Consider the following 26,002-nt stretch of genomic DNA (forward strand, 5'->3'; position numbering starts at 1 on the left):
GGGAAAAGGCCGCCCCGCCGGAGGAGGTAATTCCCCAAGCCCCCGCCGGTCCCGAGCCGGAGGAGAGAATCCAGCGGACCTATACCGGGACGGGCCCGGCCCATTCCCTGGGCCTGGACGGCAGCGAGTTTACCAGCGCGGGCGAGTACGAGGCGGAGGTTACCGTGGACGTCTATTCCCCCTACGAGGCGGTGTTTACCGTCAAGTTGCCCTTCCCCCTGTACCAGGCCAGCGCCTACACCGTTCGGTTCGAGGACCCGGAGATCCCCGGAAAGGGCTATCACTTCACCTGCTTCCGGCGGGACGAGGCCTTCTCCGACATCCTTCCCTGGGTGGGGGACTCCGTCCAATTTCTGTTTTCCAATATGTCCGGAGAAGAGACCCNGGCCGATTATACCGCCGCCCTTCAGGAGGAGGGGCGGACGGACGGCATTCTCTCCTGGCGGGTGGTCTTTACCAACGGAGCGGGCAACTTTACCTACGACCTTCTGGAGGGGCTCCGGCTCAGCTGCCGGGTCGACGCGAAGGTGCCCGCGGGCTGACCGCGCGCATATCAACAGGGCTGTGCNTTTTGGCACAGCCCTGTTTTTATCTTATTCCTTTGCCTGGAAAACGGCCCTCNNGCCCTTGTNGGTTTCGTAGCAGTCCAGCTTGGAAACCGTCTCGAAGGGGGCGTGCATGCTCAGCACCGGAACCCCCGCGTCCAGAGTGCTGATGTTCCGGTTGGCCATATACATGGCCACGGTNCCGCCGCCTCNGGCGTCCACCTTGCCAAGCTCCGAAATCTGCCAGATGACTCCCGCCTGGTCAAAGAGCCGCCGGACATAGGCCACCGTCTCCGCGTCCGCGTCGGAGGCGCCGGACTTGCCCCGGGCCCCGGTGTACTTGCACAGGCCCACGCCGTAGTTCAGCTGGGACTCGTTCCGCTTCTCAAACACGTCGGGGTAGTTGGGGTCGTAGGCCGCCGTCACGTCGGCGCTGAGGCAGAAGGACTTGGCAAAGCAGGTCCGCAGGGCCGCGCCCTGGGCGGCGCACAGGTCTTCGATGAAGGTGTCGAAGGCGGCGGACTGCATGCCCGTCACGCCGTCGGAGCCAATCTCCTCCTTGTCCGCCAGGATGCACACGGCGGTCTTCACCGGGGTTTCCTCCAGGTCCAAAAGAGCCTTGAGGGCGGCGTAGGCGCAGACCCGGTCGTCGTGGCCGTAAGCCCCGATCAAGGAGCGGTCCAGGCCGATGTCGCAGGCCTTTACCGCCGGGACGGCCTCCAGCTCGGCGGAAGCGAGGTCGTCCTCCACAATGCTGTACTTCTCGTGGAGCAGCTTCATGACGGCCAGCTTTACCCGGCCGGACTCCTCCTCGTTCCCGATGGGCTCGCTGCCCANCAGCAAGTTCAGCGTTTCTCCGGGGACGGCCTCCGCCAGGGGCTTCTTGTTTTGAGCGGCCCCCAGGTGGGGCAGAAGGTCCGTGATGACCANCCGGGGCTCCCCCTCCTCCTCGCCGATGCGGACGGTGACCTTGGTCCCGNCCTTCCTGATGACCACGCCGTGGAGGGCCAGGGGGATGGTCACCCACTGGTACTTACGGATGCCGCCGTAGTAGTGGGTTTTGAAATAGGCCAGCTCGCTGTCCTCATAGAGGGGGTTGGGCTTCAGGTCCAGCCGGGGGGAATCGATGTGGGCCGCCGCCAGCTGGACGCCCTCCGAGAGGGGCTTTTGCCCGATGTGGGCCAGCATAACCGCCTTGCCCCGGTTGCAGACGTAGAGCTTGTTTCCGGGATTCACGGCCATTCCCGGCACATAGGGCCGGTAGCCCGCGGCCTCCGCCAGGCGGATGGTTTCCGCGGCGCAGAGGCGTTCCGTCTTGCTCACGTCCAAAAAGCGCTTGTAGCCGGCACAGTAGTCCTCCATGGCCGCCCGGCCGTCGTCGGTGAGGATGTCGTAGCCGTTCTTCTTTGTTGAGAGAAGCTGCTTCTTCAGCTCCTTGCAGTCCGATTTTTCCATAGCAAAATACCTCCATAAAGGGTGATCAAAGTTGCCGCCGCACCGGCTGACGTTCAAAAAGATCCCGCGGCGCAGAATCAAAGGCCGTTATAGCCTTTTGAAAAGAAGTCAGCCGTGGCGCTTTTCCTCCTGGACAGCCTCCACCAGCCGCTCGAAGAACAGGTAGGCGTCCCGGCGGAACTCCTCCGGAGACTCCGTGGCGTTGTTCAGCTCACAGTCGCATTTGCCCCGGTAGTACTCGTCCTGCTTCTGGGCGTTGAGGCGCAGGCGGGCATACTGTTCCGTGATGTGGTCCCGGGCCATGATGCGCTTCACCCGCAGCTCCGTGGGGGCCGTCACGGCCACGGTGCGGTCGCAGAGACGGTCCAGCCCGCTTTCAAAGAGGTTGATGGCGTCCAGGGCGCAGAGGCCCTCCGCGGCCTCCACCATGGCCTCCAGCTCCGGCAGGAGAAAGCGGGAGACAATGGCGTTCAGCTGGTCCAGCCGGTCCCGCTTGGCAAACACCTCCTGGCCCAGCTTCTTCCGGTTCAGCTGGCCGTCGNCGGTGAAGACGCCGGGGAAGCGCACGTTGATGGCGTTTTTGAATTCCTCGCTGCCATTCAGCACCTGGTGGTAGACCGCGTCGCAGTCGATGACGCTTCCCCCCAGCTCCCGGATGGCTTGGAGGGCGCTGCTTTTTCCCGCGCCGGTGCCCCCGGTGACTCCCAGGATGATCCGCTGGCTGTCCGCGTTGATGACGTGGAAGCCCGCGGCCTTTTTCAGCCGGTTGCCGATGGCCAGGCCCAGCCCGCGGTTGTCCGGGCACTGGGCGAAAATCTCCTCCACCTCGCAGCTGTCGAAGCTCCGCAGGGCCTCGAAAACCCGCTGGGCCTGAATCTGCTTGTCGCTGCAGGGGCCCAGGGTGCGGACCACCTGCTGGGTAAAGAGATGGGCGTACTCGTCAAAGCAGATGACGCCGCTTCCCGGGCCCGCCCGCTCCGCGATCTTCCGGGCGGAGTTCGTGGGGGAGCCGGTGACCACTGTCACCGGGGCCTTGGGGGCGTAGTGGCGGTACTTCATGCCCGGCGCGCCGGGGCGCTCGTCCGGGCGGAGGGAGGCGGCCACGGCCCGGTCCACGTCGATGTGTCCGATGAGGCGCTCAATGTCCTCCACCGGCAGTCCGCCGGGGCGCAGGAGCCGGGGAGGCTCCTGCGTCAGGTCCAGCACGGTGGACTCCACGCCCACGGCGCAGCTTCCCCCGTCGATGATCATGTCGATCCGGCCGCCCACATCCTCCAGCACGTCCTGGGCCGAGGTGCAGCTGGGACGGCCGGAGGTGTTGGCGCTGGGGGCGGCGATGGCCATCCCCGCCTCCCGGATAATGGCCAGGGTGACAGGGTGGTTGGGGCAGCGGACGCCCACGGTGTCCAGGCCCGCCGTAGTCTCGTCAGGGACCGTGGGCTGGCGCTTTAAAACCATGGTCAGCGGCCCCGGCCAGAACTTCCGCGCCAGGGTGTAGGCCACCGGGGGGATGTCCGCGCAGTACCGGGGCAGCCACTGGGCCCCGGTGACGTGGAGGATCAGGGGGTTGTCCTGGGGCCGCCCCTTCACCTCGAAAATGCGCCGGACGGCGGCGGGGTTGGTCCCGTCGGCCCCCAGGCCGTATACCGTTTCCGTGGGAATGCCCACCAGCCCCCCCTCCCGGAGAATCTTGGCGGCGGCGGAAATCTTGTCCTCGATCTCCTTCTGCTGTCCCTTCGTGTCCCGCAAATCATAATAAATCGTCTGCATATTGTTCGCCTCTATCTCTCCGTTCGGGCTTTTGCCCGCGTTTTCCACCACAAAACCGTCTCGCGCGCCGCCCACGCCAGGTCCCCCAGGCACAGCGGCAAAAGCAGCAGGGCGCAGATTCCCGCAATGTCCGCGTCCTCGGCGGCATAGGGGTTTTCCGCTCTTCCATAGCGTGATACATACAGCGTTCCCTGCCGCCAGGACCAGGCCAGCAAAGCCTCCAGCCCCGCCAGGACCGCCGTCAGCACCGCGCCCGCCGCCCGGGCCATGCGCCGTGCCGCCCGCTTCACGCCCCGCCGCCTTTCAGCCGCTCCGCCGTGTCCGCCGTAACCAGAGCGTCGATGATTTCATCCAAATCGCCGTTCAGCACCGCGTCCAGCCGGTACACCGTCAGTCCGATCCGGTGCTCCACCACCTGGCTCTGGAGGAAGCGGTAGGTCCGGACCTTCTCGCTGCGCCAGCCGCCGCCCACCTGGCTTTTCCGCTCGGACGCGGCGGCGGCGTCCCGGCTCTCCCGTTCCCGCTGGTAAAGCCGGGAGCGGAGGACCCGCATGGCCTTGTCCCGATTCTTATACTGGCTCCGCTCGTCCTGGCAGGTGACCACCATCCCTGTGGGCAGATGGGTGATGCGGATGGCGGACTCCGTCTTGTTGACGTGCTGCCCTCCCGCGCCGGAGGAGCGGTAGGTGTCGATCTGGAGATCCCCCGGGTCGACAGCCACGTCCACCTCCTCCGCCTCCGGCAGCACGGCCACGGTGGCGGTGCTGGTCTGGATGCGGCCGCTGGACTCCGTCTCGGGGACCCGCTTCACCTGGTGGACGCCGCTTTCAAATTTCAAGCGGGAGAATACGTCCTCCCCCTCCATCAGGACCACGGCCTCCTTCACGCCCCCCAGCTCCGTCTCATTGGCGCTGAGGACCTCCGCCCGCCAGCCCCGGCGCTGGGCGTACATGGTGTACATCCGCAGCAGCTCCCCGGCGAAGAGGGCCGCTTCCTCACCGCCCACCCCGGCCCGAAGCTCCAGGATGACGTTCCGCCCGTCGTTGGGGTCCCGGGGGAGGAGAAGACGTTTCAGCTCCTCCCGGAGCGCTTCCGCCTCCGCCTTGGCGGCGGACAGCTCCTCCTGGGCCAGGGCCTTCAGCTCCGGGTCCCGGAGCAGGGCTTCCGCCTCCGCCCGGCGGCGCTCCGCCGCCTCCAGGGACCCGGCGGCCTCCACCACCGGCGTCAGCTCCTTTAATTCCCGCTGAATCGCCGCCAGCTTTCTCCCGTCCCCGTAAACGGCGGGGTCCGTCAGCTGAGCCTCCAGGTTCTCCCGGCGGAGGGCCAGCTCTTTCAATCTTTCCAACATAGGGCCCCTCCTAAACAAGATGATTTGGCACGCTTTGAGGGAACCCTACCGGCCCGTGGTCTGCAAAAATTCCTGGGTCTGGCGGAGGAACTCCTCCAGCCAGAAGGCGTAGCCCACGGAGCCGCTCCGCAGGGACGCCGCCGTCCGGTGGCCGCAGGGGACGTAATGGTCCATCTGCTCGAAAATCTCCTCGTTCTTGTCCTCGCAGCCCCGGGTCAGCACATAGGAGGCGTTGCGGATATGCTTCCCGTTTTCCTTCAAAAAACTCCGGACCACGGAGCTGCACCGCCCCGCCCACACCGGGGACCCCACGATGACCAGGCGGTAGTCCGTCAGGGGAAAGCGGGCGGGGCACTTCACGGTCGGCAAAGTCCGGCGCATGGCGTCCAGGCCGCACCGGAGCCACCCGCCCCAGCCGCTCCGGTCCACGCTGTCCTGGAGTTCCACCAGTTCCGCCCCCAGGGTTTTGGCAATTTCCTCCATGGCCGCCCGTGTGTTTCCCGTCCGGGAGTAGTACACGCACAGCACGTTGTTCCATGCCACTTGGCGTTCATCTCCTTTAATTCCGTTAATTCAAGTCAAACAGGCTCGTCTTCACCACGGCGAAGGCCTCCCGTAAATAGTAATTCGCGGTGAGCCACCACCAAGGCAGCTCCGCCGGGACGTCGATGGTCTTCAAGCCCTGCCTCCGGGCAATCATATGGGCCCGGAAGCAGTGAAAATCGTTGGTCACCACGGCAATTGTGGCCGTCCCCGTATCCAGCCCCCACTCCTCTAGCAGGACCTTGGAAAACCGGAAATTCTCCGCCGTGTTGGTGGAGCGCTCCTCCAGGAGCAGGCGGGCGTTTTCCGCCCCGTCCTCCTTCCACAGCGCCCGGCGCANGGCCTCCGCCTCGGAAATGGCCTCCCCGGCTCCCTGTCCCCCGGAGAGGACCACCGGCACGTCCGGGTGGATTTCCAGATAATCCTCCGCCGCCCGGATGCGGCTCCACAGGGCCGCGGNCGGCGTTTCACCGNTGACCCCGGCCCCCAGGACGATAACCGCGTCCACGGGAATGGCGGAGTTGTCCGCCTCCCCCCGGAAGACGACGGCGGCCTCAATGCCCGCCAGGCACACGATGCCAAGGCCCAAGCCCGCGAGAAAAATGCGGTAACAGGCCTGTCCCCTTCGGGANCGTTNCCCCCAGCGGTGAAGATACATCCCGCAATACCAAATGGCCAGCGTGCCCAGAAGGAGATACCCGGTGAATTTCATCCCGTTTGGAATCGACACCAGCGCCAATCCGGCACAGGCCAGGGCCAGCCGGCCAATCCGGCGGAGCCTTTTTGCCGTCATGCCTCCCCGGCCTCCTCGCTGAGCTGCTCCCAGCGCTCATAGAGGGCGTCCAGCTCTCCCTGGGCGGCCTCCCTCTGGGCGGTGAGCTCGGTCAGCTTTTCATAGTCGCAGGCGGCGGCTTCCATGCCGGCTTCCAGGGCGGCGATNTNTTCCTCCGCCTTGGCGATGTCCCGCTCGCAGATGGTCAGCTGGCGCCGGGCGTTCTGCTGGGCCCGGTTTCCCCGGGCGGGGCGCTCGTTTTTTTCCTTAGCGAGCTTCGGCGGCTCGATTTTCGCCGCCTCCTCCTGGGCCTTCATCTGCCGGTACTGGGTAAAGCCGCAGGGGTAGTCTGTAATCGTCCCCTCCGCCAGCTCCCAGATCCGGGTGGCGAAGCGGTTGATGAAATAGCGGTCGTGGCTGACGAAGAGCAGCGTCCCGTCGTAGGACTCCACCGCCTCCTCAATCCACTCCCTGGAGGCGATGTCCAGGTGGTTGGTGGGCTCGTCCAGGATGAGGAAGTTGACCTCCCCGTCCATCAGCATGCAAAGGCGCAGGCGGCTCTGCTCTCCGCCGGAGAGCACCGACACAGGCTTAAACACGTCTTCTCCCCGGAAGTCGTAAGCCGCCAGGCGGTTCCGGGCGCTCTGGGCGGAGAGGCCCCGTTTCGAGGCCATCATGTTCTCCACCAGATTCCAGTCCGGGTGGTCAAAGTGGATGATCTGGGGCAGGTAGGCGGGCTTGGCCTGGGGCCCCAGCTTGATGCGCCCGTCGTCGGGGTACAGCTCCCCCATGATCATCTTGATGAGGGTGGACTTTCCCGTCCCGTTGTCCCCGATGAGGGCGATGCGCTCCCCCCCCTCGGCCTTCAAGGTGATGCCGGAAAACAAGCGCTTATCCCCATAGGACTTGGCCACGTTCCGGATGCCCAGCATCTCGTCCCCGTGGAACTCGGCGGTGGAAAACCGGGCGTCCATCTTCCTTGCCTTGGTGGGCTTGGCGGTGGTGCGCATGCGCTCAATCCGCCGCTCGATGTTCACCGCCCGGCGGTAGGTCTTGTCCATGCCCATGAAGGCCCAGACCCGGAGCTGTTCCGCCGCCTTTTCCAGCTGCTCAATTTTCGCCTGTTCCTTCTGGTACTGCTTCAGCCGCTCCTGATAGCGGCGCTCCTTCTCCACGGCGTAAAAGCTGTAGTTCCCGCTGTAGAACTCCGCTTTGCCGCCCTCAATCTCAATGACCCGGGTGACCACCCGGTCCAGGAAGTAGCGGTCGTGGGAGATGGCCAGCACCGTGCCCCGGAAGCCCCGGATATACTCCTCCAGCCACTCCGTGGCGTGGAGGTCCAGGTGGTTCGTGGGCTCGTCCAAAAGCAGGATGTCCGTGTCCTCCAGAATGAGGCGGCCCAGGTTCACCCGGGTCTTCTCCCCGCCGGAGAGGCTGTCGAACAGCTGCTTTCGCTGCTCCGGGGAGATGGAAAGGCCGTTGGCGATTTTATTCACCGCCACGTCCGTGTCATAGCCCCCGNAGACCTCGAACCGCTCGGCAAGGGACCCGTAGCGCCGCAGCAGCGCCGGGTCCGATTCTCCCGCCGCCATGCGGCCCTCCAGGGCCTCCATTTCCCCTGCCAGGCTTTCCAGCCGGGCGAAGGCGGAGCGAAGCACGTCCTCCACGGTGTACCCCGCCGGGTAGACGGGGATCTGGGAGATGAGCCCCAGCCGGTGGCGGTCGGCGATGGAAACCTGTCCCTCGTCGTGGTCCAGTTCTCCCGTCAATATGCGAAACAGGGTGGTTTTGCCCGCGCCGTTCCGGCCCAGCAGGCCCACCCGCTCCCCCTGGTCAATCTGAAAGGTCAGGCCGTCCAGGACGTTGTGCCCCACCTCAAAGGACTTGACCAGGGAGTTGATCTGTATCTCAATCATAGCGTTTTGTCATTCATTCTCCAGTTTGCGTTTCTTGCAGGCGGTCCACCAGCCAGCCGAATTTCATGGAGTGGGACGCCTTTACCAGCACGATGGTCCCCGGCCCCAGCTGCCGCCGGAGCTCCGGCAGGGCTTCCTCCTTCGTGGGGAAGTACAGCACGGACCCGCCGCTGAGGGCCACGCCGTCAGCGATTTTTCCCGCCAGGTCTCCGCTGCCGACGGCAAACACCAGATCGACGCCCAGCATGGCGGCCAGGGCCCCCATGTTGAAGTNCGCCCGGTTCCCGATGGCTCCCAGCTCTCCCATGTCGCCCAAGACGGCCACCCGCTTGTCGCAGTCCGTCCGGGCCAGAATTTCCAGGGCCGCCGCCACGGATTGGGGGTTGGCGTTGTAGCAGTCGTCCAGAATCATCCGCCGCGACCGCAGGCGGAGGACCCGCATGCGGCTTCCCGCCGGGACATAGGAGGCCGCGCCGCGGGCAATCTCCTCCCGGCTCAGGCCCAGGGCCTCTCCCACCGCCGCGGCGATGGCGGCGGCGTAGGCCATGTGTTCCCCGGGGGCGGGGATGCTTAAGGAATTCCGGCCCTTTTCCGTGGAAATGGTGCAGCGGATGCCCTCCACGCCATGGTCGGAAATCTCGCTGATGCGGGCCTGGCAGTGTTCCGACTNGCCGCAGCNTATGGTNCGGAAGGGGACCGCCACGGTGTCCAGCAGGGCGTCGTCTCCGTTGAGGATGGCCAGGCCGTCTTTTTTCAGGTGTGAGAAAATCTCGCACTTGGCCTTCAGGATGCCCTGGCGGCTCCCCAGGTACTCGATGTGGGCGTCTCCGACGTTGGAGATGACGGCAATGTCCGGCTTCACCATCTCCGTAAGGTATTCGATTTCCCCAAAGTGGTNCATNCCGGTTTCGATAACCGCCGCCTCGNGCTCCCGCGTCAGGCCCAGCAGGGCGAGGGGGGTTCCCACGTCGTTGTTGTAATTCTCCGGGGTCTTCCAGACCTTGAGCTTCGCCCCCAGGACGGCGGCGATCATCTCCTTGGTGGTGGTTTTCCCCACGCTGCCGGTGACTTGAATCACCGGGATGGAAAACTGGTCCCGGTAGGCGGAGGCCAGGGCCTTGAGGGCCAGCCGGGTGTCCGGGACCTGGATGTAAAATTTGTCCTCCCGGAGCTTTTCCGGTACGCGGGCGCAGAGGCATCCCGCCGCGCCGGCGTCCAGGGCCGCGTCGATAAAATCGTGTCCGTCGAACCGTGTTCCCACCCAGGGGAGGAAGAGGCAGCCCGGCTCCGGCCTGCGGCTGTCGGTGCAGACCGCGGTAACGGCGGGGGCGTTCTCTCCGGGGTTCAGCCATACGCCGTCTACGGCGCCGGCAATCTGGCGGGCAGTCATGGGCTCCATTCCATCGTCCTCCCCGCGCCCCGAGGGGCGCGCTTTCTCTTTTTAATTGATGTAGCAGCGGCGCTTGATATGGAGGGAAAGCCGCACGATCTCCTCGCACAGCTCCGCGTAGCTCATGCCCGCGGCGGCGGCCTCCTGGGGCACGAAGCTGGTGGGGGTCATCCCAGGCAGGGAGTTGGCCTCCAGGCACCAGAGCTTTCCGTCCTTGTCCAGAATCATGTCCGTCCGGGAGTACACCTGAAGGCCCAGGGCCTTGTGGGCCCGGAGGGCCAGCTCCCCGGCGGCGGCGGCCTCCGCCTCCGTCAGGGGGGCGGGGCAGACCTCCCTGGCGCCGCCCTTTTGGTACTTGGCGGCGTAGTCGAAGTCCTTCCCGGCGGGGGTGGTCTCCACGGCGGGCAGGGCCCGGTCCCCCAGCACCGCCACCGTCAGCTCCCGGCCATAGATCCGTTCCTCCCAGAGGATTTCTCCGCCGAACTGCCGGACGTTCATCAGCGCGTCCTGCAGCTCGGCCCGGTCCTCCGGCAGGAAGACCCCCAGGGAGGACCCGCCGGTGGTGCATTTGATGACGCAGGGCATGGGCAGCTCCTGGGCCAGGCGGCAGGCGTCCTCCGGCCCGTATTCCAGCATGCCCCACTTCGGCGTGGGAATGCCCTCGGCCAGCATGACCCGCTTTGCCACCGCCTTGTCCATGGCAACGCCGGAGGCCAGATACCCGGACCCGGNNTAGGGCACCCCCAGCAGCTCCAGCGCCGCCTGGACCCTNCCGTCCTCCCCGTCCTGGCCATGGAGGCCCAGAAACACAATGTCCGCCCGGCGGCAGAGCTCCAGCACATGGGGGCCGAACACCTGGGGGCTCTGGTCCTTCCGGCTCCGCCGGACGGCCTCCAGATCCGGGGCCGTGCTCTCAATTTTCGCGTCGGGGCACAGGCCGTCCTCCGCGTCAAAGAGGGCTTCCGGGTCCTCCGGGACCTCCTCCACCCCCAGAAACAAATCGACTAAAATGGCCCGGTGGCCCCGCTCCCGCAGGCTGCGGCAGATGCCGGTGCCCGTCAGCAGGGAGACGGCCCGCTCGGTGGAGAGGCCCCCGGCCAGTACGACGATCTTCATGCGATATCCTCCAGCAATGGTATTATTTTCATCTTATTATAATCCATTATAGTTTAGCACAAGCGGCCGGTGAATACAACCGCCAAAACGGTTTTTTTACATTCCCGCCCCAAATACCGGAAAGGGCTTGACATGGACCGTACTCCATGTGATACACTGTGTGCCAAACAATCACGCAAACCATACGGAAAAGGAGAACGACCATCATGTCTGAGACTTCCAAGGTTTATTTCGCAGATTTCCGCTGCCCCAGCTGGCGGGAGAACCTGCCCCAGAAGCTGGCCCGGCTGATGATGACCGCCGGGTTCGGCGAGATTGATATGGAGGACAAATTCGTCGCCATCAAGATGCACTTCGGCGAGCCGGGAAACCTGGCCTACCTCCGGCCCAACTGGGCCCGGGCCGTGGCGGACCTCATCAAGTCCCAGGGGGGCAAGCCCTTCCTGACGGACTGCAACACGTTGTACGTGGGNGGGCGGAAGAACANNCTGGACCACCTGGAGTCCGCCTATGTCAACGGCTTCCACCCTTACGCCACCGGCTGCCATGTGGTTATTGCCGACGGGCTGAAGGGCACCGACGAGGTGCTGGTCCCCGTGGAAGGCGGCGAGTATGTGAAGGAGGCCAAAATCGGCCGGCCCGTCATGGATGCGGACGTGTTCGTCAGCCTTACCCACTTCAAGGGCCACGAGCAGGCGGGCATGGGCGGAGCCCTGAAAAACATCGGCATGGGCTGCGGCTCCCGGGCGGGGAAGATGGAGCAGCACAACTCCGGCAAGCCCTTTGTGAAGGAAAAGANGTGCATCGGCTGCAAGGCCTGCGCCAAAATCTGCGCCCACGGCGCGCCCCAGTTCGGGCCGGACGGCAAGGCCTCCATCGACATGGACAAGTGCGTAGGCTGCGGCCGGTGCCTGGCGGTCTGCCCCAAGGACGCCATCGACTTTCTCTATGACGAGGCCCCCACCATCNTGAACAAGAAAATCGCCGAGTACACCAAGGCTGTGGTGGCCGGGCGGCCCTGCTTCCACGTCTCCCTGGTGCTGGACATCTCCCCCAACTGCGACTGCCACGGGGAGAACGATGTGCCCATTGCCGCAGACGTGGGCATGTTCGCCTCCTTCGANCCCGTGGCCCTGGACCAGGCCTGCGCCGACGCGGTGGTGGCCCAGCCCCCNNNGCCGGNCTCCGTGCTGTTTGACGAGGGNTTCGACTGTAANTNCGGCGACGTCTTCCAGGCGGCCCACCCGGATACCCACTGGCAGTCCTGCCTGGAGCACGCGGAGAAGCTGGGGCTTGGGTCCCGGAAGTACGAGCTCATTAAAATCTGACCAATGCATCGAAAGAGGCACGGCTGAAAGCCGCGCCTCTTTTTCCGGTTCTATCCGTCTCCTCCTCCTCATACAATGCGGTATCACGACCGAGAGGTGGACAACATGACGCCAAAGAANGAAGTGCTGCTGGAGGGCCTGGCCCTGGGGGAGCCGGAGTGGTCCCACCAAAACCACGGGGCGCAGTTCTACCGCTTATATCTCCAGGTCCCCCGGCTCAGCGGCCAGGTGGACCTGCTGCCGGTGCTGCTGCCCGGGGGCCTGGCCGCCCAGGCGGCGGAGGGACGGCTCCTCCGCGTCCGGGGCCAGCTCCGCTCCTTCAACAACCGCAGCGGCGTGGGCAGCCGCCTGGTGCTGACGGTCTACGCCCAGGAGCTCCAGCCGGGACTGGACGAGCCCCAGAATCAGATCACCCTCTCCGGCGCGCTGTGCAAGCCCCCCATTTTCCGCCGGACCCCCCTGGGCCGGAGCATCTGCGATCTGATGCTGGCGGTGCCTCGGCGCTATGGACGGGCGGACTACCTGCCGGTCATCGCCTGGGGCCAGCTGGCGGTGAAGGCCAGCCGCCTCCGGGTGGGGGACCCCCTGGCCTTGGAGGGGCGGGTCCAGAGCCGTACATACCACAAGGCCCTGGAATCCGGGGAGACGGAGGAGCGGACGGCCTACGAGGTTTCCANGATGCGCCTGCTGGACCCGGAGGAGCCGGAGGCATGAGAATGGGGCGAGGGCCCTCCGCTTACCGCGGAGGGCCCTCGCCCCGTTAAAAGGAAAAGGAAGGAAGCAAAGCAATNACAGGAAGCTCATCAGGTTGAAGGCCAGGATCAGGCCGGAGAACACGATGGACACGGTGGAGCACAGCTTAATGAGGATGTTCAGGGAGGGACCGGAGGTATCCTTGAAGGGGTCGCCCACGGTGTCGCCCACCACCGCCGCCTTGTGCTGGTCGGAGCCCTTGCCGCCGTGGTGTCCGGTCTCGATGTACTTTTTCGCGTTGTCCCAGGCGCCGCCGGCGTTGGACATGAACACCGCCATGGCGAAGCCGGAGACGGACACGCCGCCCAGCAGTCCCACCACGCCGGTGGGGCCGAGGACAAGGCCGGTGAGGATGGGCACCACGATGGCCAGCACGGCGGGGGTCACCATCTCGTGGAGGGCTCCCTTAGTGCACAGGCCCACGCAGGAGGCGTAGTCCGGCTCGGCCTTGTACTCCATGATGCGGGGAATCTCCTTGAACTGGCGGCGGACCTCCACCACGATGGACTGGGCCGCCTTCTGCACGGCGTTCATGGTCTCGGCGGTGAAGACGAAGGTCAGCATGGCGCCGATGAAGAGGCCGACCAGGACGGTGGGGCTGGTGAGGGTGAAGTTCAGGATCTCATCGGTGTTGTCCTGGACGATGTTGACATAGCTGACCAGCAGGGCCAGGGCGGTGAGGGAGGCGGAGCCGATGGCAAAGCCCTTGCCGGTGGCGGCGGTGGTGTAGCCCAGGGAGTCCAGGGCGTCGGTCCGCTGGCGGACGGTCTCCGGCAGGCCGCTCATTTCCGCGATGCCGNCGGNGTTGTNGGCCACGGGGCCGTAGGCGTCCGTCGCCAGGGTGATGCCCAGGGTGGAGAGCATGCCCACGCCCGCGATGCCGATGCCGTAGAGCCCACGGTTGAAGGCGGCGGTGAAGTGGCCCGCGCCGTCCACGATCTGAACGGTGCCGCCGGCGGCGAAGTAGCTCACCAGTACGGCCACGGCCACGATGATGATGGAGGTCATGGTGGATTTCAGGCCCAGGGAGACGCCGCCGATGATGATGGTGGCGGAGCCGGTCTCGGAGGCCGCCGCCAGCTCCTGGGTGGGCTTATAGGTATCGGAGGTGTAGTACTCGGTGAAGTAGCCGATGGCGCAGCCGCCGATGAGGCCGCAGAGGATGGCGATGTACACGCCCCAGCTGCCAAGAATCCAGTAGGTCAGGGGGGCCGCCAGCACGGCCGCCAGCACGGCGGCGGTGTAGGTGCCGGTGCGGAGGCTCTTCAGCAGGGACTCCTGAGTGGCGTCCTCCTTGGTCTTCACCAGGAAGGAGCCGAAGATGGAGCAGATGATGCCGCAGACCGCCAGGGCCACGGGGAGCAGCATGCCGTTCCAGCCGTAGCCGCCCACGGCGCCCAGGGCGAAGGTGGCCAGGATGGAGCCCACGTAGGACTCGTAGAGGTCCGCGCCCATTCCGGCCACGTCGCCCACGTTGTCGCCCACATTGTCGGCGATGGTGGCGGGGTTCCGGGGGTCGTCCTCGGGGATGCCCGCCTCGACCTTGCCCACCAGGTCCGCGCCTACGTCGGCGGCCTTGGTGTAGATGCCGCCGCCCACGCGGGCGAAGAGGGCCATGAAGGACGCGCCCATGCCGTTCATGACCATGATGTTGCCCAGGGCGACGGGGTCGTTGATGCCGAAGGTGTAGCGCAGCAGGAAGAACCACATGGTAATGTCCAGCATGCCCAGGCCCACCACGGTGAAGCCCATGACGGAGCCGGAGGAGAAGGCCACCCGCAGGCCCTTGTTCAGGCTCTCGGAGGCAGCCTGCGCGGTGCGGGCGTTGGAGTTGGTGGCGATCTTCATGCCGATGAAGCCCGCCAGCATGGAGAAGATGCCGCCGGTGACGAAGGCGAAGGGAGTGAACTTGGAGAGCATCCTGCCTCCGGTGGCGAAGGCGATGACCAGAAGAATGACGAAGACCACGATGAAGACCTTAAACACCGTGGTGTACTGCTGCTTTAGGTAAGCGTTTGCACCAGAGCGGATATTTGCCGCGATTTTACGCATTTTTTCGCTGCCTTCTGAGTAGGAAAGCACTTTTTTTGCCTGCATAACGGCAAAAAGTCCGGCGACCAGCGCGCCTATAAAACCGATCCAAAACAAGTTTTCCATCAATTTCTCTCCTCCTTTTGGTTTTGTAGCCCTTGAGTGGGTAGCCTTATTGTAACATATACGAACATTTTTTCAAGAGATTAATTCACTTTTTCTTACGCAAACGTTGTATTTCTTACAATTAGACAAAAATAATCTGGTAAATATGGGCATATTGCTTTAGTATCCAGGAAAATTTTCGTAAAATTGCTGATTTGATAGCGCAAATTTTGATATTTTCATAACAATCTGCTTAGCCATCCGCGGCGGAATTTCAAAATGTTACGCAAAGAAAGAAAAATTTGCGTAGTTTTTTGCGCTCACCTCCGGGCGGGGCGGCTTTGGCCCACGCACCGCTTTACGAAAAGCGCCCCTTGGACCGTAATTTGTCCAAGGGGCGCGCGTTTTTCTGCTTTTATGGAATTAATAGACCAGCCGGAAATCCGTGAAGACCCAGCGGTCGTTTACGAAAGCGTAAGGAAACGACCAGCTTTCCAGCCCCACGACGGTTTCTCCGTCCTCGCCCAAGAGCTCCACCATCACGTTANCGGAATAGAGCGTNTCCTCCAGCTGTTCCGCCTCCACGCGAATCCGGCNCTTTCCGGCGTTGTGCTCCCGGCTCTCGCCGNATACGCAGAGAATGCCGTTTACGTCCTGGTATGAGATCCGGGCGGCCTCTCNGCTCAGCAGGCGGTCCGTCAGCTCCTGGGAGAACACGCCCCGCAGATAGGTCCGCAAATCCTCCAATTCCACGATGCCCTCCATGTCGACCGGGTAGTAGGTCCTGCCGTTTACGGAGGAGGGCTGGCCGGAGGAGGGCAGGGGGGCCAGGTCAAACCAGCCGTAGATCCGTTCGGCCCGCTCATAGGCCGCCAGGACTTCCTCCTCCGGTAAGGGCCGGGCGGAGGACTCCACCATGGAGGAGCTCATATTTTCCACCTCCGGCGCGGGCGNGGCCCGGACGGCGGAAGCCGTTGANGNGGAGGCGGGCGCTTCCCCCGCGGGCGCGGCGCAGCCCGCCAGCAGCAGCGCGAAGAGCATCACGGCTATGGTCTTCCGCATAACGCCGTCCCCCTTTCATCGGACTGGCTGCTCCGGCTCTCCGGAAAGCGGCTGTCCGCAACCTTTTCCTAGGCCTTGTTTGAAAATTGGCGGAATGCCGGATTGGGGCAGATTTTTTTGCCAGGCAAGGCGATTTGACGCGGGAATCCTGACGGATTTCAAGTCAAATCAACGCAGTCCTGGCGGAAAAAGATGCCCAAAGACGGCGTTTTGCCATTTTTCAAACAAGGCCTAGTTCAAATGTATCATATCCGGCGGCNAAACGCCATGAAAATTTTTCAAAAAAACCACGATTTTTCGACGCTTTTTTTGACGTGTTCATACATCATTTGGCACCCGGCGGAAAAAAGCGCCCCGGCCCGCCGCAGCATCTGGCGGCAGGCCGGGGAAGGCTCCCGGCAGGCGGAAAAACTCCAATAAAATGAACGGAACCCGTCGTGGGTTCCGTTCGCGGTGGTCTTTCTTGCAAGGGGTCTCAGTGCGAGGCAATATGATAGAGGCTGCGGCCGCCGTTTTCCGGGGACCGTCATATCGTCAACGGGCGCGGGGGCCCGATTCGCGGAAAAAGAAAAATCCACGCCGACGGCGTGGCTTCCGGTTTTCAGCGATCGCTGTGAGTCCAAGGCTCATCCAGAAAGATCATGTCGTCCAAATCGTCAGGCAGCGCTTGTGCAAAAATTCTCATATCTGTAATCTCCTCTCTTGAAATATCTGTAAAGTACTATACCACACCGGTCAACATAACGCAAGTGGAATTTTCTGTATTTCATAAAAATTTCACATTTCTCCCCGACAGGTTTCGTCACCCCGCCCTAAGGTCGTCCTTTTTGCGGCGGGGCGAACGAAGTTTTCTGTATCCCTCTGCCCTTCTTTGTGTATTTTTCCTCTCGCCAGGGAAATACTCCCTGTGCTATACTTAAAAAATCAAGGCAACATCGCCGTTTGACGGCACGGAGGTGTCTATGGAGAGGCGTTCCAAACCACGTCGGCGGCGGGGGCGGGGACTGCTGTTTCTGCTGGTTTTCGCGGCGCTGACAGGACTCTATGTCCACTGGGACAACACGGCGTTGCAGGTGTCCTCCTTCAGCGCCGTCCTCCGGGACCTGCCCCCGGGCTTCGACGGCTGCCGGGCCGTGGTGCTGGGGGATCTGCACTCCACCTGGTTCGGCGGGAAAAACGGGAAGCTCCTGGAAGCCGTGAAGGCCCAGGAGCCGGAATATATCTTTTTGGTGGGGGATCTGCTGGACGCCTTCCGTGATGTGCCGGAGGGCTACGCGGAAGAGACGGCGGCGGGCCTGGCGGGCATCGCCCCCACCTACTACGTCACCGGAAACCACGAATGGGCCGTGGGGGACGTGCCCGAGCTGAAAAAGGCCCTGGAGGCCCGGGGCGTGACGGTGCTGTCCAACGAGTTTTTGGCCCTGGAGCGGAACGGGGACACGGCGGTGCTGGCGGGGATTGACGATCCCAACGGCTACGCGGACCAGAAGTCCCCGGAGGCGGTGGCGGAGGAAGTCCGCGCCGCCTATGGAGAAAACGCTTTTTGGATGCTGCTGGCCCACCGGAACGACCATTTCCCGGAGCAGTACAGCCTCCTGGGAGCGGACCTGGTGCTCTCCGGCCACGGCCNCGNCGGCGTAATCCGCCTGCCCTTCACCGACGGGCTGGTGTCCACGGACCGATCGCTGNTCCCCAGCTATACGGCGGGGCTGTATGAGAAAAACGGGTCCACGCTGTTCGTCACCCGGGGCCTGGGGAACACGGGGCCCAGCTTCCGGCTGTTCAACCGCCCGGAGGTGGCGGTGGTCACTCTTCGGAGAGAGTAAATGTCTCCTCCCGCAGGGCGTCGGAGATCTGGGAACCCATGCGGAGGCCGTAATAAAAGGAATACAATCCCCGGATCACCGCCGGGTCGCCCCGGAGATAGTCCGGCCAGTCCTTTTTGTCCGGGATGGTGACTTGCTGGAAATAGAGGCCTTCCACGATTTGGGGGATCTCTGTCATAATAAAGCCTCCGTTTGCTCGAATTCTTGTATAATTTTATAACAGCGCAAATACTCGCGTATTATCGAGGGGGATTTATGGAATTTTCTGATAGAGTCCGCATGCTGCGAAGAGAGCTGCACATGTCCCAAACCGCCGTGGCGGCGGAAATCGGAATTTCCTTCCGGGGCTATCAGGACATGGAATTAGGCGGCTACCCAAGATATGAAAAACTGCTTCGGATTGCCGACTATTATGATGTCTCCGTAGACTGGCTGATGGGCCGGACGGAGAACCGATCCGCCCACAGGAGCTGAAGCGATGCGGGAATTTCACGCCGGAACATTCGACGTCGCCGTTATCGGCGCGGGCCACGCCGGCATNGAAGCCGCCCTGGCCGCCGCCCGCCTGGGAATGGAGACTATCATCTTCACCATCAACCTGGACGCGGTGGGCAACATGCCCTGCAACCCCGCCATCGGCGGCACGGGCAAAGGGCACCTGGTCCGGGAGCTGGACGCCCTGGGGGGCGAGATGGCAAAAGCCGCCGACGAGTGCTGCATCCAGTACCGCCTTTTGAACAAGGGCAAGGGCCCCGCCGTCTGGTCCCTCCGGGCCCAGGCGGACCGAAGGAAGTATCAGGGCCGCATGAAGCGCGCCCTGGAGCGGCAGGAGCGCTTGACCGTCCGCCAGGGGGAAGTGGCGGCCCTCCGCCCGCTGGAGGGCGGGGGCTTTGCCGCCGTCCTGGCCACCGGGGCGGCGTTCCATGCCCGGGCGGTGATCCTGGCCACGGGGACCTACCTCGCGGGCCGGACCATCGTGGGCGAGTGGGTGGAGGACTCCGGTCCCGACGGCATGCACGCCGCCGGGAGGCTGACGGACTCGCTCTTAAAACTGGGCCTCCCCCTCCGCCGCTTCAAGACCGGAACGCCCCCCCGGGTACACGCGGCGACGGTGGATTTTGACGAGATGGAGGTCCAGCCCGGAGACGGGCTGCCCGTGCCCTTCTCCTACTCCACCAAGGACCCGCCCTTTAACCGGGCCGTGTGCTGGCTCACCTGGACCACGGAGGAGACAAAACGGGTGGTCCGGGAGAACCTGGACCGGGCGCCCATGTACTCCGGCCTCATCGAGGGCGTGGGGCCCCGGTACTGCCCCTCTTTTGAAACAAAAATCGTCCGCTTTCCAGACAAGCTCCGCCACCAGCTCTTCGTGGAGCCCATGGGCCTGGACACCGAGGAGCTTTACATCCAGGGCTTCTCCTCNTCTANGCCGGAGGACGTGCAGATCCAGATGCTCCACAGCGTCCCGGGCCTCCGCCGGGCGGTGATGACCCGGCCTGCCTACGCCATCGAGTACGACTGCATCGACCCCCTGGCCCTCAGCGCCTCCCTGGAGGTCAAGGCCGTCCCCGGGCTTTACGGCGCGGGGCAGTTCAACGGCTCTTCCGGCNATGANGAGGCGGCGGTNCAGGGCTTCATGGCCGGGGTCAACNCCGTGCGGAAGCTCCGGGGGCAGGACCCCTTCGTCCTCTCCCGGGCGGAGAGCTACATCGGCACCCTCATCGACGACCTGGTGACNAAGGGCACCAACGAGCCCTACCGCATCATGACCTCCCGGAGCGAATACCGGCTCCTGCTCCGCCAGGACAACGCGGACCTGCGGCTGACCAGGCGGGGCTATGAGGCGGGCCTTGTGAGCGGGGAACGCCTCCGGGCCGTGGAGGAGAAGTACGCCGCGGTCAGCCGGGAAATCAAGCGCCTGGCCCGCACCGGGGCCTCTCCGTCGCCGGAACTGTCGGCCTTCCTGGCCTCCAAGGACACGGCGGACGCCGCCGGGGGCAGCCCGCTGGACGCCCTGCTGCGGCGGCCTCGGATTCNCTANGACGAGCTGGCTCCCTTCGACCCGGGAAGGCCGGACCTGCCTCCGGACGTGCGGGAACAGGTGGAAATCTCCGTGAAGTACGAGGGCTACATCCGCCGCCAGCAAAGCCAGGTGGAGGATTTCAAAAAAATGGCCTCCCACCGTCTGCCGGACGGCATTGACTACAGCTCGATCCAGGGCCTCAGGCTGGAGGCCANGGAGAAGCTNGCGGCGGTCCGGCCCCTGGACCTGNGGCAGGCGTCCCGCATCTCCGGAGTTTCCCCGGCGGATATCGCCGCCCTGATGATTTACCTGGAAAAATGAAGGCCGCGGTTTTCAGGCCGCGGAAACCGTCCATACTGAATATGAATCGGAAAGGAAGCGCCGCCCTATGCTGATCGACATGACCCACACCATCACCCAGGAGATCCCCATCTTCCCCGGCACGCCGGTCCCCGCCCTGGCTCCCGCCTGCACCCTCACCCGGGACGGCTTCCGGGAGACCCTGCTGACCCTCTCCTCCCACACCGGCACCCATATGGATGCCCCCGCCCACCTTTTGCAGGACGGGCGGACCCTGGACGATATGCCCATGTCCCAGTTCTCCGGCCGGGCCACGGTGCTGGACGTGTCTCAGGAGGGCCCCGTCATCACGGAGGAGTTCCTCCGGGCCAACTATGAGGCCATCCACTGCGCGGACTTCATCCTGTTCTACACCGGNTGGGAGGGCCGCTGGGGGACGGAGGGCTTCCTGGAGGACGCCTTCCCCGTCCCCGACGAGGCGGCGGCGAGATATCTGGTCTCCCGGGGCTTGAAGGGCGTGGGCACCGACGCCATCAGCATCGACCGGATGTCGGACAGCCATCTGCCCATCCACCACATTCTTTTGAAGGACAGTGTGGTGAGCATTGAAAACCTGTGCCTGAAAAAGGTCCGGGGACGGAAGGACTTCCTGTTCTTCGCCCTGCCTATGAAGTTTGAGGACGCCGACGGCGCTCCTGTCCGCGCGTTCGCGGAGCTGCGGGAGGCCAATGAGGCGGAAAGGAGGAGACGGTGAGAAAGCTTTTTGCCATCATAGTCTGCAAGCTGGGGCATTTTGTGGGCAAGCTCATCGGCAAGGGAAGCTCCATGCCGGGGAAGTTCGCCCTGAAAATCTGCCCGGACATCCTCCGGAGGGTGGAGCTGCCCCGGCACNTCATCGCCGTCACCGGGTCCAACGGAAAGACCTCCACGGTGGAAATGATCGCCGCCGTCCTCCGGGCGGACGGGAAGACCGTGGTCTACAATGAGGAGGGCTCCAACCAAATCGAGGGCGTGACCACCCTGGTGCTGACCCACGCCACGCTGGGGGGAGCGGTGAGGGCCGACGTGCTGCTCATCGAGTCCGACGAGCGCTACGCCGCCCGCACCTTCCAGTTTTTCCACCCCACGGAATTCGTCATCACCAACCTCTACCGGGACCAGCTCACCCGGAACGGGCACCCGGAGTGGGTCTATGACGCGCTCCTCCCGGCCCTCCACCCCGAGACGAAGCTGATTCTGAACGCCGACGACCCCCTGTCCTCCTGCTTTGCCCGGGGGCGGGAAGCGGTCAAATGGTTTGGCCTGGACAAGTGCTCCATCTCCGCGGACACTCCCACGGGGGCCTATCACGACGGGGCCTATTGCCCGGTGTGCCATGCCCCCATGGAGTATGACTACGTGCATTACAACCATATCGGGGCTTTCCGCTGTACGAAATGCGGCCATAAAAAGCCCGCCGCGGACTACGCCGTCACGGCGGTGGATTTGGAAAAGGCCGTGGTGACCATTGACGGCGGCGTGGAAATCGCCCTGGCCTTCCGCAGCATTTACAACATCTACAACATCCTGGCGGCTTACTCCGCGTGCCGGGAGTGCGGCGTGTCCGGCGATACCGCCGCCGCCGTCCTGGGCAANTATTNNCTGAAAAANGGCCGGATGCAGACCTTCCGCCTGGGGGCCCGCCACGGGACCCTGCTGACCAGCAAGCACGAAAACTCCATCGCCTACGATACGAACCTGCGCTACATCGCCGCCTCAAAGCGGGACTGCGTGGTGCTGGTCATTGTGGACGCGGTGAGCCGGAAGTACTTTACCAGCGAAACCAGCTGGCTGTGGGACATTGATTTTGACCAGCTGAATGTCCCGCACGTAAAGCGGGTGGTACTGGCGGGCCGGTACGGCAACGACCTGGCGGAGCGGTTTTCTTACACGGCGCTGGAGAACTGGTCCGTGGAGACGGACATCGCCGNCGCGNNGGCGNCGCTGAAAAGCGCCGGAGACGAGGAGCTCTACGTGGTTACCTGCTTCTCCGACCGGGACAAGATCCTCAGCCGCGTGGAAAAGGAGGGGTGAGGCATGGACGTGCGGATCATCCATTTTTACCCGGACCTGATGAGCCTTTATGGAAGCTATGCCAATGTGCTGGCGTTGCCGCGCNACCTGGAGCGCCTGGACTGTGACGTCACCGTGNAGTCCGTCCTCCCCGGCGGCGGGACGGACATTGCCAAGGGGGACTTCTTCTGCATGGGCGCGGGCACCGAGCGGGCCGCCAGGGCCGCTATGGAGGACTTCGCCCGCTACGCGCAGCCGCTGAAGGCCGCCGCCGGGGACTGCGCCGCCATGCTCTTCGCCGGGACGGCCATGGACCTTATCGGCAAGACCGTGAAGGAGGCGGATGNAAGCGCCTACGAGGGCTTGGGGCTGGCCTCTTTCACCACGGAGCACGGCAAGCGGCGCATCGTGGGGGACGTGTACGGCCATACGGACCTGTACCCCGAGGCGGTGGTGGGCTTCATGAACAAGTGCGGCGTGGTCACCGGCGTGGAGACGCCGCTGCTGACCGGGCTGGACCTGGGCTTTGGCAACGGGAAGGAGCGGGGCCCGGAGGGCTTCCACTGGAAGAACGTCTTCGCCTCCCAGCTGACGGGTCCCCTGCTGGTGAAGAACCCCAAGCTGCTGGAGACGGTGGCCGCCGCCATCTACGCCCGCCGGGGGAAGCCCCTCCCCGTGGACCGGCCCCTGGACCGCTGGGCGGAACAGGCCTACGCCGTCACGGAGGAGCAGCTCCGCCTGCGGGCCCAGGCGAAATAAGCGAGGACAGGAGGAGCCGGGACGTCCCGGCTCTTCCTTTTTTCCAGCCCCTCCCTCGATCTCCAGAATTTGAGGGTTGCCCCGAGGCGGCGTTTCCGGTATCTTGAAAGGGTGCGAAAGAATGCAGACTTGAAAATCCGCACAAGAAAGGAAACGATATGAAACGAAGATTCTTTGTCGGACTTCTCGCCGCCGCCGCCCTGTGCCTCCCCGTCCAGGCCGCCCGGCCCGCCAATTTCCAGGTGGACGGCGAGTTTTTGGGGGCCTCCGCCTATGTGGAAGAGGGGACCACGTACGTCCCCCTTCGGGAGCTTTTGGAGTCCCTGGGGGACTGGTCCGTCTGGTGGGACGCCTCTGCAGGCTGCGCCCGGGCCGCTTCTGAGGACGCGTCCCTCTCCGCGGACCCGGACGGCAATCTCCTCACCGTCAACGGAACCGGCTATCCCTGCGTGATAGACGTGGTGGAGGGCCAGACCTACGTGCCCCTGCGCCTCACGGCGGAGGCCCTGGGCGCGGATGTCCGATGGGACCCCTGGCTGGGGGGCGCGGCGGTGACCTCCCCCGGCGCGGCGCACGACGCCATGGATTACTACTGGCTCTCCCGCATCATCCACGCCGAGAGCGGCGGCGAGGTCCTGGAGGGACAGATCGCCGTGGGCAACGTGGTTTTGAACCGGGTGGCCAGTGGGGACTTCCCCGACAGCGTCCCGGAGGTCATTTTTGACGATGAACACGGCGTGCAGTTCGAGCCCGTGGCCAACGGCACGGTGCGAAGCGAGCCCACGGAGCTTTCCCGGGAGGCGGCCCGGCGGGCCCTGTCCGGGGAGAACACCGCCGGGGACGCCCTTTACTTCTTCGCCCCGGCCCTGTCCCAGGGAAGCTGGATCGACTCCAGCCGCACCTACCGCCAGACCATCGGCTGCCACCGCTTCTACCTGTGACCGAAAGCCCCGGCGGGCCTCCGCCGGGGCTTTTTTGTGATAATCGCTTTAAATGGGCACAAAAATTCCCCCGCANTTTAGTCAATTTATTTCTTGTGCGGACCCCCGCTTTTCCTATATTCTATAGACAGGAAATTTCCCGGCCTGTTTTTACGCCAAAGCTCCCAGAAAATGGAATATTCTCCCTTGCCGCGGGCATTCTACAAGACGGCGGACAGGGCCGGACAAAGGGGCGGTTTTATGTTGAAGAGCGAATATTTACAGCGGGTTTACTCCCAGGTGGTCACCCGGGACCCGGACCAGAAGGAGTTCCACCAGGCGGTGCTGGAGTTTCTGGAGAGCCTGGACCAGATCATCGACCGGCATCCCGAGTATGAGAAGAAGGGGATCGTGGAGACCTTTGTGGAGCCCGAGCGGGTCATCACCTTCCGGGTGCCCTGGGTGGACGACCAGGGGAAGGTCCAGGTAAACCGGGGCTACCGGGTCCAGTTCAACTCCTCCATCGGTCCCTACAAGGGCGGGCTCCGGTTCCACCCCACGGTGAACCTCTCCATCCTGAAGTTCCTGGGTTTCGAGCAGATTTTGAAAAACAGCCTTACCACCCTGCCCATGGGCGGGGCCAAGGGCGGCAGTGATTTCGACCCCAAGGGCAAGAGCGACGAGGAGGTCATGCGCTTTTGCCAGAGCTTCATGACGGAGCTCCAGCGGCACATCGGCCAGTTTGTGGATGTGCCCGCCGGGGACATCGGCGTGGGCGCCCGGGAGATCGGCTACCTCTTCGGCCAGTACCGCCGGGTCCGGGGGACTTACGNCGCCGGCGTGCTGACGGGCAAGGGCCTCTCCTTCGGCGGCTNTCTGGTCCGCANGGAGGCCACGGGCTATGGATTATGCTATTTGACCCAGGAGATGCTGTCCAAGATGAAAAACGACAGCTTCCAGGGCAAGACGGTGGTCATCTCCGGCAGCGGCAACGTGGCCATCTTCGCCTGCCAGAAGGCCACGGAGCTGGGCGCGAAAGTCGTGGCCCTCAGCGACTCCAACGGCTACATCCACGACCCCAAGGGTATCGACCTGGACGTGGTGAAGGACATCAAGCTGGGCCACCGGGGCCGCATCAAGGAGTATGCGGACCGGGTTCCCGGCAGCACCTATACCGAGGGCTTCCGGGGCATCTGGAACGTGCCCTGTGACATCGCCCTGCCCTGCGCTACCCAGAATGAGATCGACGGGGAAACCGCCAAAATCATCGTGAAAAACGGCTGCCTCGCCGTGGCGGAGGGGGCCAACATGCCCTGCCGTCCGGAGGCCATTCAGGAGTTCCAGCACACGGGCGTCCTCTTCGCCCCCGCCAAGGCCGCCAACGCCNGCGGCGTGGCCACCAGCGGCCTGGAGATGAGCCAGAACTCCATGCGCTACGCCTGGAGCTTCGAGGAAGTGGACCGGCGGCTGAAAACCATCATGACCAGCATTTTCCACAACATCTACACCGCCGCCGAGAAGTGCGGAAAACCCGGCGACCAGGTGCTGGGGGCCAACATCGCGGGCTTTATGAAAGTAGCCGACGTGATGCTGTCCCAGGGCTTGATCTGACAACATACAAGAAACGCGGCTCCTGCGGTTTGTCCGTAGGAGCCGCGTTTTTTGCGCCTGGGCGTGGAAAGGGCAATTTTGTACAAGGCACGCCCGGCGCTTCGTGGTACGCTGGCAGCAGACAGGCGCCTGTCACATTGGAAAGGAGCATTGCATATGGAACATCCAAATTTGTTTGACCAGCTTGACGCCTCTGGGCGCCTGCGCCTCCCGGGGGCGGACGCCGCCTTCGGGGACCTGCCCTGGAACCCGCACCCGGATTTCGAGGGCGTGGAGCTCAAGCACCTTATCACCAAACGGGAGACTGGCGGGCTGTTCAGCTGCCATCTGGTGCGCGTCGCCCCGGGCAAAGCCATCGGAACCCACGCCCACCCCAC

At 64.0% G+C, this 26,002-nt stretch carries 20 protein-coding genes and 2 pseudogenes; 11 read left to right on the forward strand and 11 right to left on the reverse strand.

Going from position 1 to position 26,002, the window contains the following annotated elements; all coding sequences use genetic code 11:
* Positions 1-593: 593 nt before the first annotated feature.
* From JX325_RS03045 to JX325_RS03085, 9 genes are all read right to left on the reverse strand, one after another.
* Positions 594-2,000 carry an aminopeptidase gene (locus JX325_RS03045; protein WP_204789711.1) on the reverse strand — a complete coding sequence of 469 codons (1,407 nt, stop codon included), beginning with the start codon at positions 1,998-2,000 and terminating at the stop codon, positions 594-596.
* Between the two features lie 108 nt (positions 2,001-2,108).
* On the reverse strand, positions 2,109-3,770 hold the full coding sequence (locus tag JX325_RS03050) for an L-threonylcarbamoyladenylate synthase (protein ID WP_204789712.1): 1,662 nt from the start codon (positions 3,768-3,770) through the stop codon (positions 2,109-2,111).
* Between the two features lie 11 nt (positions 3,771-3,781).
* Positions 3,782-4,060, reverse strand: coding sequence for a hypothetical protein (locus JX325_RS03055; RefSeq protein ID WP_204789713.1), 279 nt, complete (start codon positions 4,058-4,060; stop codon positions 3,782-3,784).
* Positions 4,057-5,118 carry a peptide chain release factor 1 gene (gene prfA / locus JX325_RS03060; protein ID WP_204789714.1) on the reverse strand — a complete coding sequence of 354 codons (1,062 nt, stop codon included), beginning with the start codon at positions 5,116-5,118 and terminating at the stop codon, positions 4,057-4,059. Before prfA ends, JX325_RS03055 begins: the two co-directional genes overlap by 4 nt.
* A gap of 45 nt (positions 5,119-5,163) precedes the next feature.
* Complete coding sequence (locus JX325_RS03065; RefSeq protein WP_204789715.1) at positions 5,164-5,661, reverse strand: hypothetical protein; 498 nt, start codon at positions 5,659-5,661, stop codon at positions 5,164-5,166.
* A gap of 25 nt (positions 5,662-5,686) precedes the next feature.
* The gene (locus JX325_RS03070) at positions 5,687-6,454 is read right to left on the reverse strand and encodes a YdcF family protein (protein WP_204789716.1); all 768 of its coding nucleotides are present in this window, start codon (positions 6,452-6,454) and stop codon (positions 5,687-5,689) included.
* Positions 6,451-8,349 carry an ABC-F family ATP-binding cassette domain-containing protein gene (locus JX325_RS03075; protein WP_204789717.1) on the reverse strand — a complete coding sequence of 633 codons (1,899 nt, stop codon included), beginning with the start codon at positions 8,347-8,349 and terminating at the stop codon, positions 6,451-6,453. The genes JX325_RS03070 and JX325_RS03075 overlap by 4 nt, the downstream gene beginning before the upstream one ends.
* A 13-nt stretch (positions 8,350-8,362) precedes the next feature.
* Positions 8,363-9,748, reverse strand: a complete 1,386-nt coding sequence (murF, locus tag JX325_RS03080; protein WP_204789718.1) for a UDP-N-acetylmuramoyl-tripeptide--D-alanyl-D-alanine ligase — start codon at positions 9,746-9,748, stop codon at positions 8,363-8,365.
* 42 nt (positions 9,749-9,790) lie between these two features.
* A complete protein-coding gene (locus JX325_RS03085; protein ID WP_204789719.1) occupies positions 9,791-10,855 on the reverse strand; it encodes a D-alanine--D-alanine ligase in 1,065 nt (354 codons plus the stop codon).
* Between the two features lie 206 nt (positions 10,856-11,061).
* On the opposite strand from JX325_RS03085, the gene JX325_RS03090 reads away from it, so the two are divergent.
* Both JX325_RS03090 and JX325_RS03095 read left to right on the forward strand, forming a co-directional pair.
* A complete protein-coding gene (locus JX325_RS03090) occupies positions 11,062-12,183 on the forward strand; it encodes a DUF362 domain-containing protein (RefSeq protein ID WP_204789720.1) in 1,122 nt (373 codons plus the stop codon).
* A 105-nt stretch (positions 12,184-12,288) separates the two neighbouring features.
* Positions 12,289-12,897 (forward strand): single-stranded DNA-binding protein, encoded by a 609-nt coding sequence (locus JX325_RS03095; RefSeq protein WP_204789721.1) that lies wholly within the window; start codon positions 12,289-12,291, stop codon positions 12,895-12,897.
* A 78-nt stretch (positions 12,898-12,975) separates the two neighbouring features.
* Here the strand turns inward: JX325_RS03095 and JX325_RS03100 are convergent.
* Positions 12,976-15,093, reverse strand: a pseudogene (locus tag JX325_RS03100) (sodium-translocating pyrophosphatase); the annotation flags it as partial.
* Between the two features lie 2,003 nt (positions 15,094-17,096).
* Here JX325_RS03100 and JX325_RS03105 point away from each other — a divergent pair.
* Positions 17,097-17,960, forward strand: a complete 864-nt coding sequence (locus JX325_RS03105) for a metallophosphoesterase (RefSeq protein ID WP_204789722.1) — start codon at positions 17,097-17,099, stop codon at positions 17,958-17,960.
* Here JX325_RS03105 and JX325_RS03110 read toward each other — a convergent pair.
* On the reverse strand, positions 17,941-18,138 hold the full coding sequence (locus JX325_RS03110; protein ID WP_204789723.1) for a hypothetical protein: 198 nt from the start codon (positions 18,136-18,138) through the stop codon (positions 17,941-17,943). The genes JX325_RS03105 and JX325_RS03110 overlap by 20 nt on opposite strands.
* A gap of 77 nt (positions 18,139-18,215) precedes the next feature.
* Between JX325_RS03110 and JX325_RS03115 the strand changes: the two genes are divergently transcribed.
* The 8 genes and pseudogenes from JX325_RS03115 to JX325_RS03150 all read left to right on the forward strand — a co-directional run.
* Entirely contained in the window at positions 18,216-18,434 is a 219-nt protein-coding gene (locus JX325_RS03115) for a helix-turn-helix domain-containing protein (protein WP_204789724.1), read from the forward strand.
* A 4-nt stretch (positions 18,435-18,438) separates the two neighbouring features.
* Positions 18,439-20,304, forward strand: coding sequence for a tRNA uridine-5-carboxymethylaminomethyl(34) synthesis enzyme MnmG (gene mnmG, locus JX325_RS03120; RefSeq protein WP_204789725.1), 1,866 nt, complete (start codon positions 18,439-18,441; stop codon positions 20,302-20,304).
* Between the two features lie 67 nt (positions 20,305-20,371).
* Positions 20,372-21,037, forward strand: a complete 666-nt coding sequence (locus tag JX325_RS03125; RefSeq protein WP_204789726.1) for a cyclase family protein — start codon at positions 20,372-20,374, stop codon at positions 21,035-21,037.
* Positions 21,034-22,356, forward strand: a complete 1,323-nt coding sequence (locus JX325_RS03130) for a Mur ligase family protein (RefSeq protein WP_204789727.1) — start codon at positions 21,034-21,036, stop codon at positions 22,354-22,356. Before JX325_RS03125 ends, JX325_RS03130 begins: the two co-directional genes overlap by 4 nt.
* A gap of 3 nt (positions 22,357-22,359) precedes the next feature.
* On the forward strand, positions 22,360-23,094 hold the full coding sequence (locus JX325_RS03135; protein WP_204789728.1) for a type 1 glutamine amidotransferase: 735 nt from the start codon (positions 22,360-22,362) through the stop codon (positions 23,092-23,094).
* Between the two features lie 158 nt (positions 23,095-23,252).
* The gene (locus tag JX325_RS03140; protein WP_204789729.1) at positions 23,253-24,035 is read left to right on the forward strand and encodes a cell wall hydrolase; all 783 of its coding nucleotides are present in this window, start codon (positions 23,253-23,255) and stop codon (positions 24,033-24,035) included.
* A 240-nt stretch (positions 24,036-24,275) separates the two neighbouring features.
* Positions 24,276-25,625, forward strand: a complete 1,350-nt coding sequence (gene gdhA / locus JX325_RS03145; protein WP_204789730.1) for an NADP-specific glutamate dehydrogenase — start codon at positions 24,276-24,278, stop codon at positions 25,623-25,625.
* Positions 25,626-25,781: 156 nt separating this feature from the next.
* Positions 25,782-26,002, forward strand: a pseudogene (locus JX325_RS03150) (cupin); the annotation flags it as partial.

This window comes from Oscillibacter sp. CU971 (genome assembly GCF_905219725.1).
Taxonomy (GTDB): domain Bacteria; phylum Bacillota; class Clostridia; order Oscillospirales; family Oscillospiraceae; genus Oscillibacter.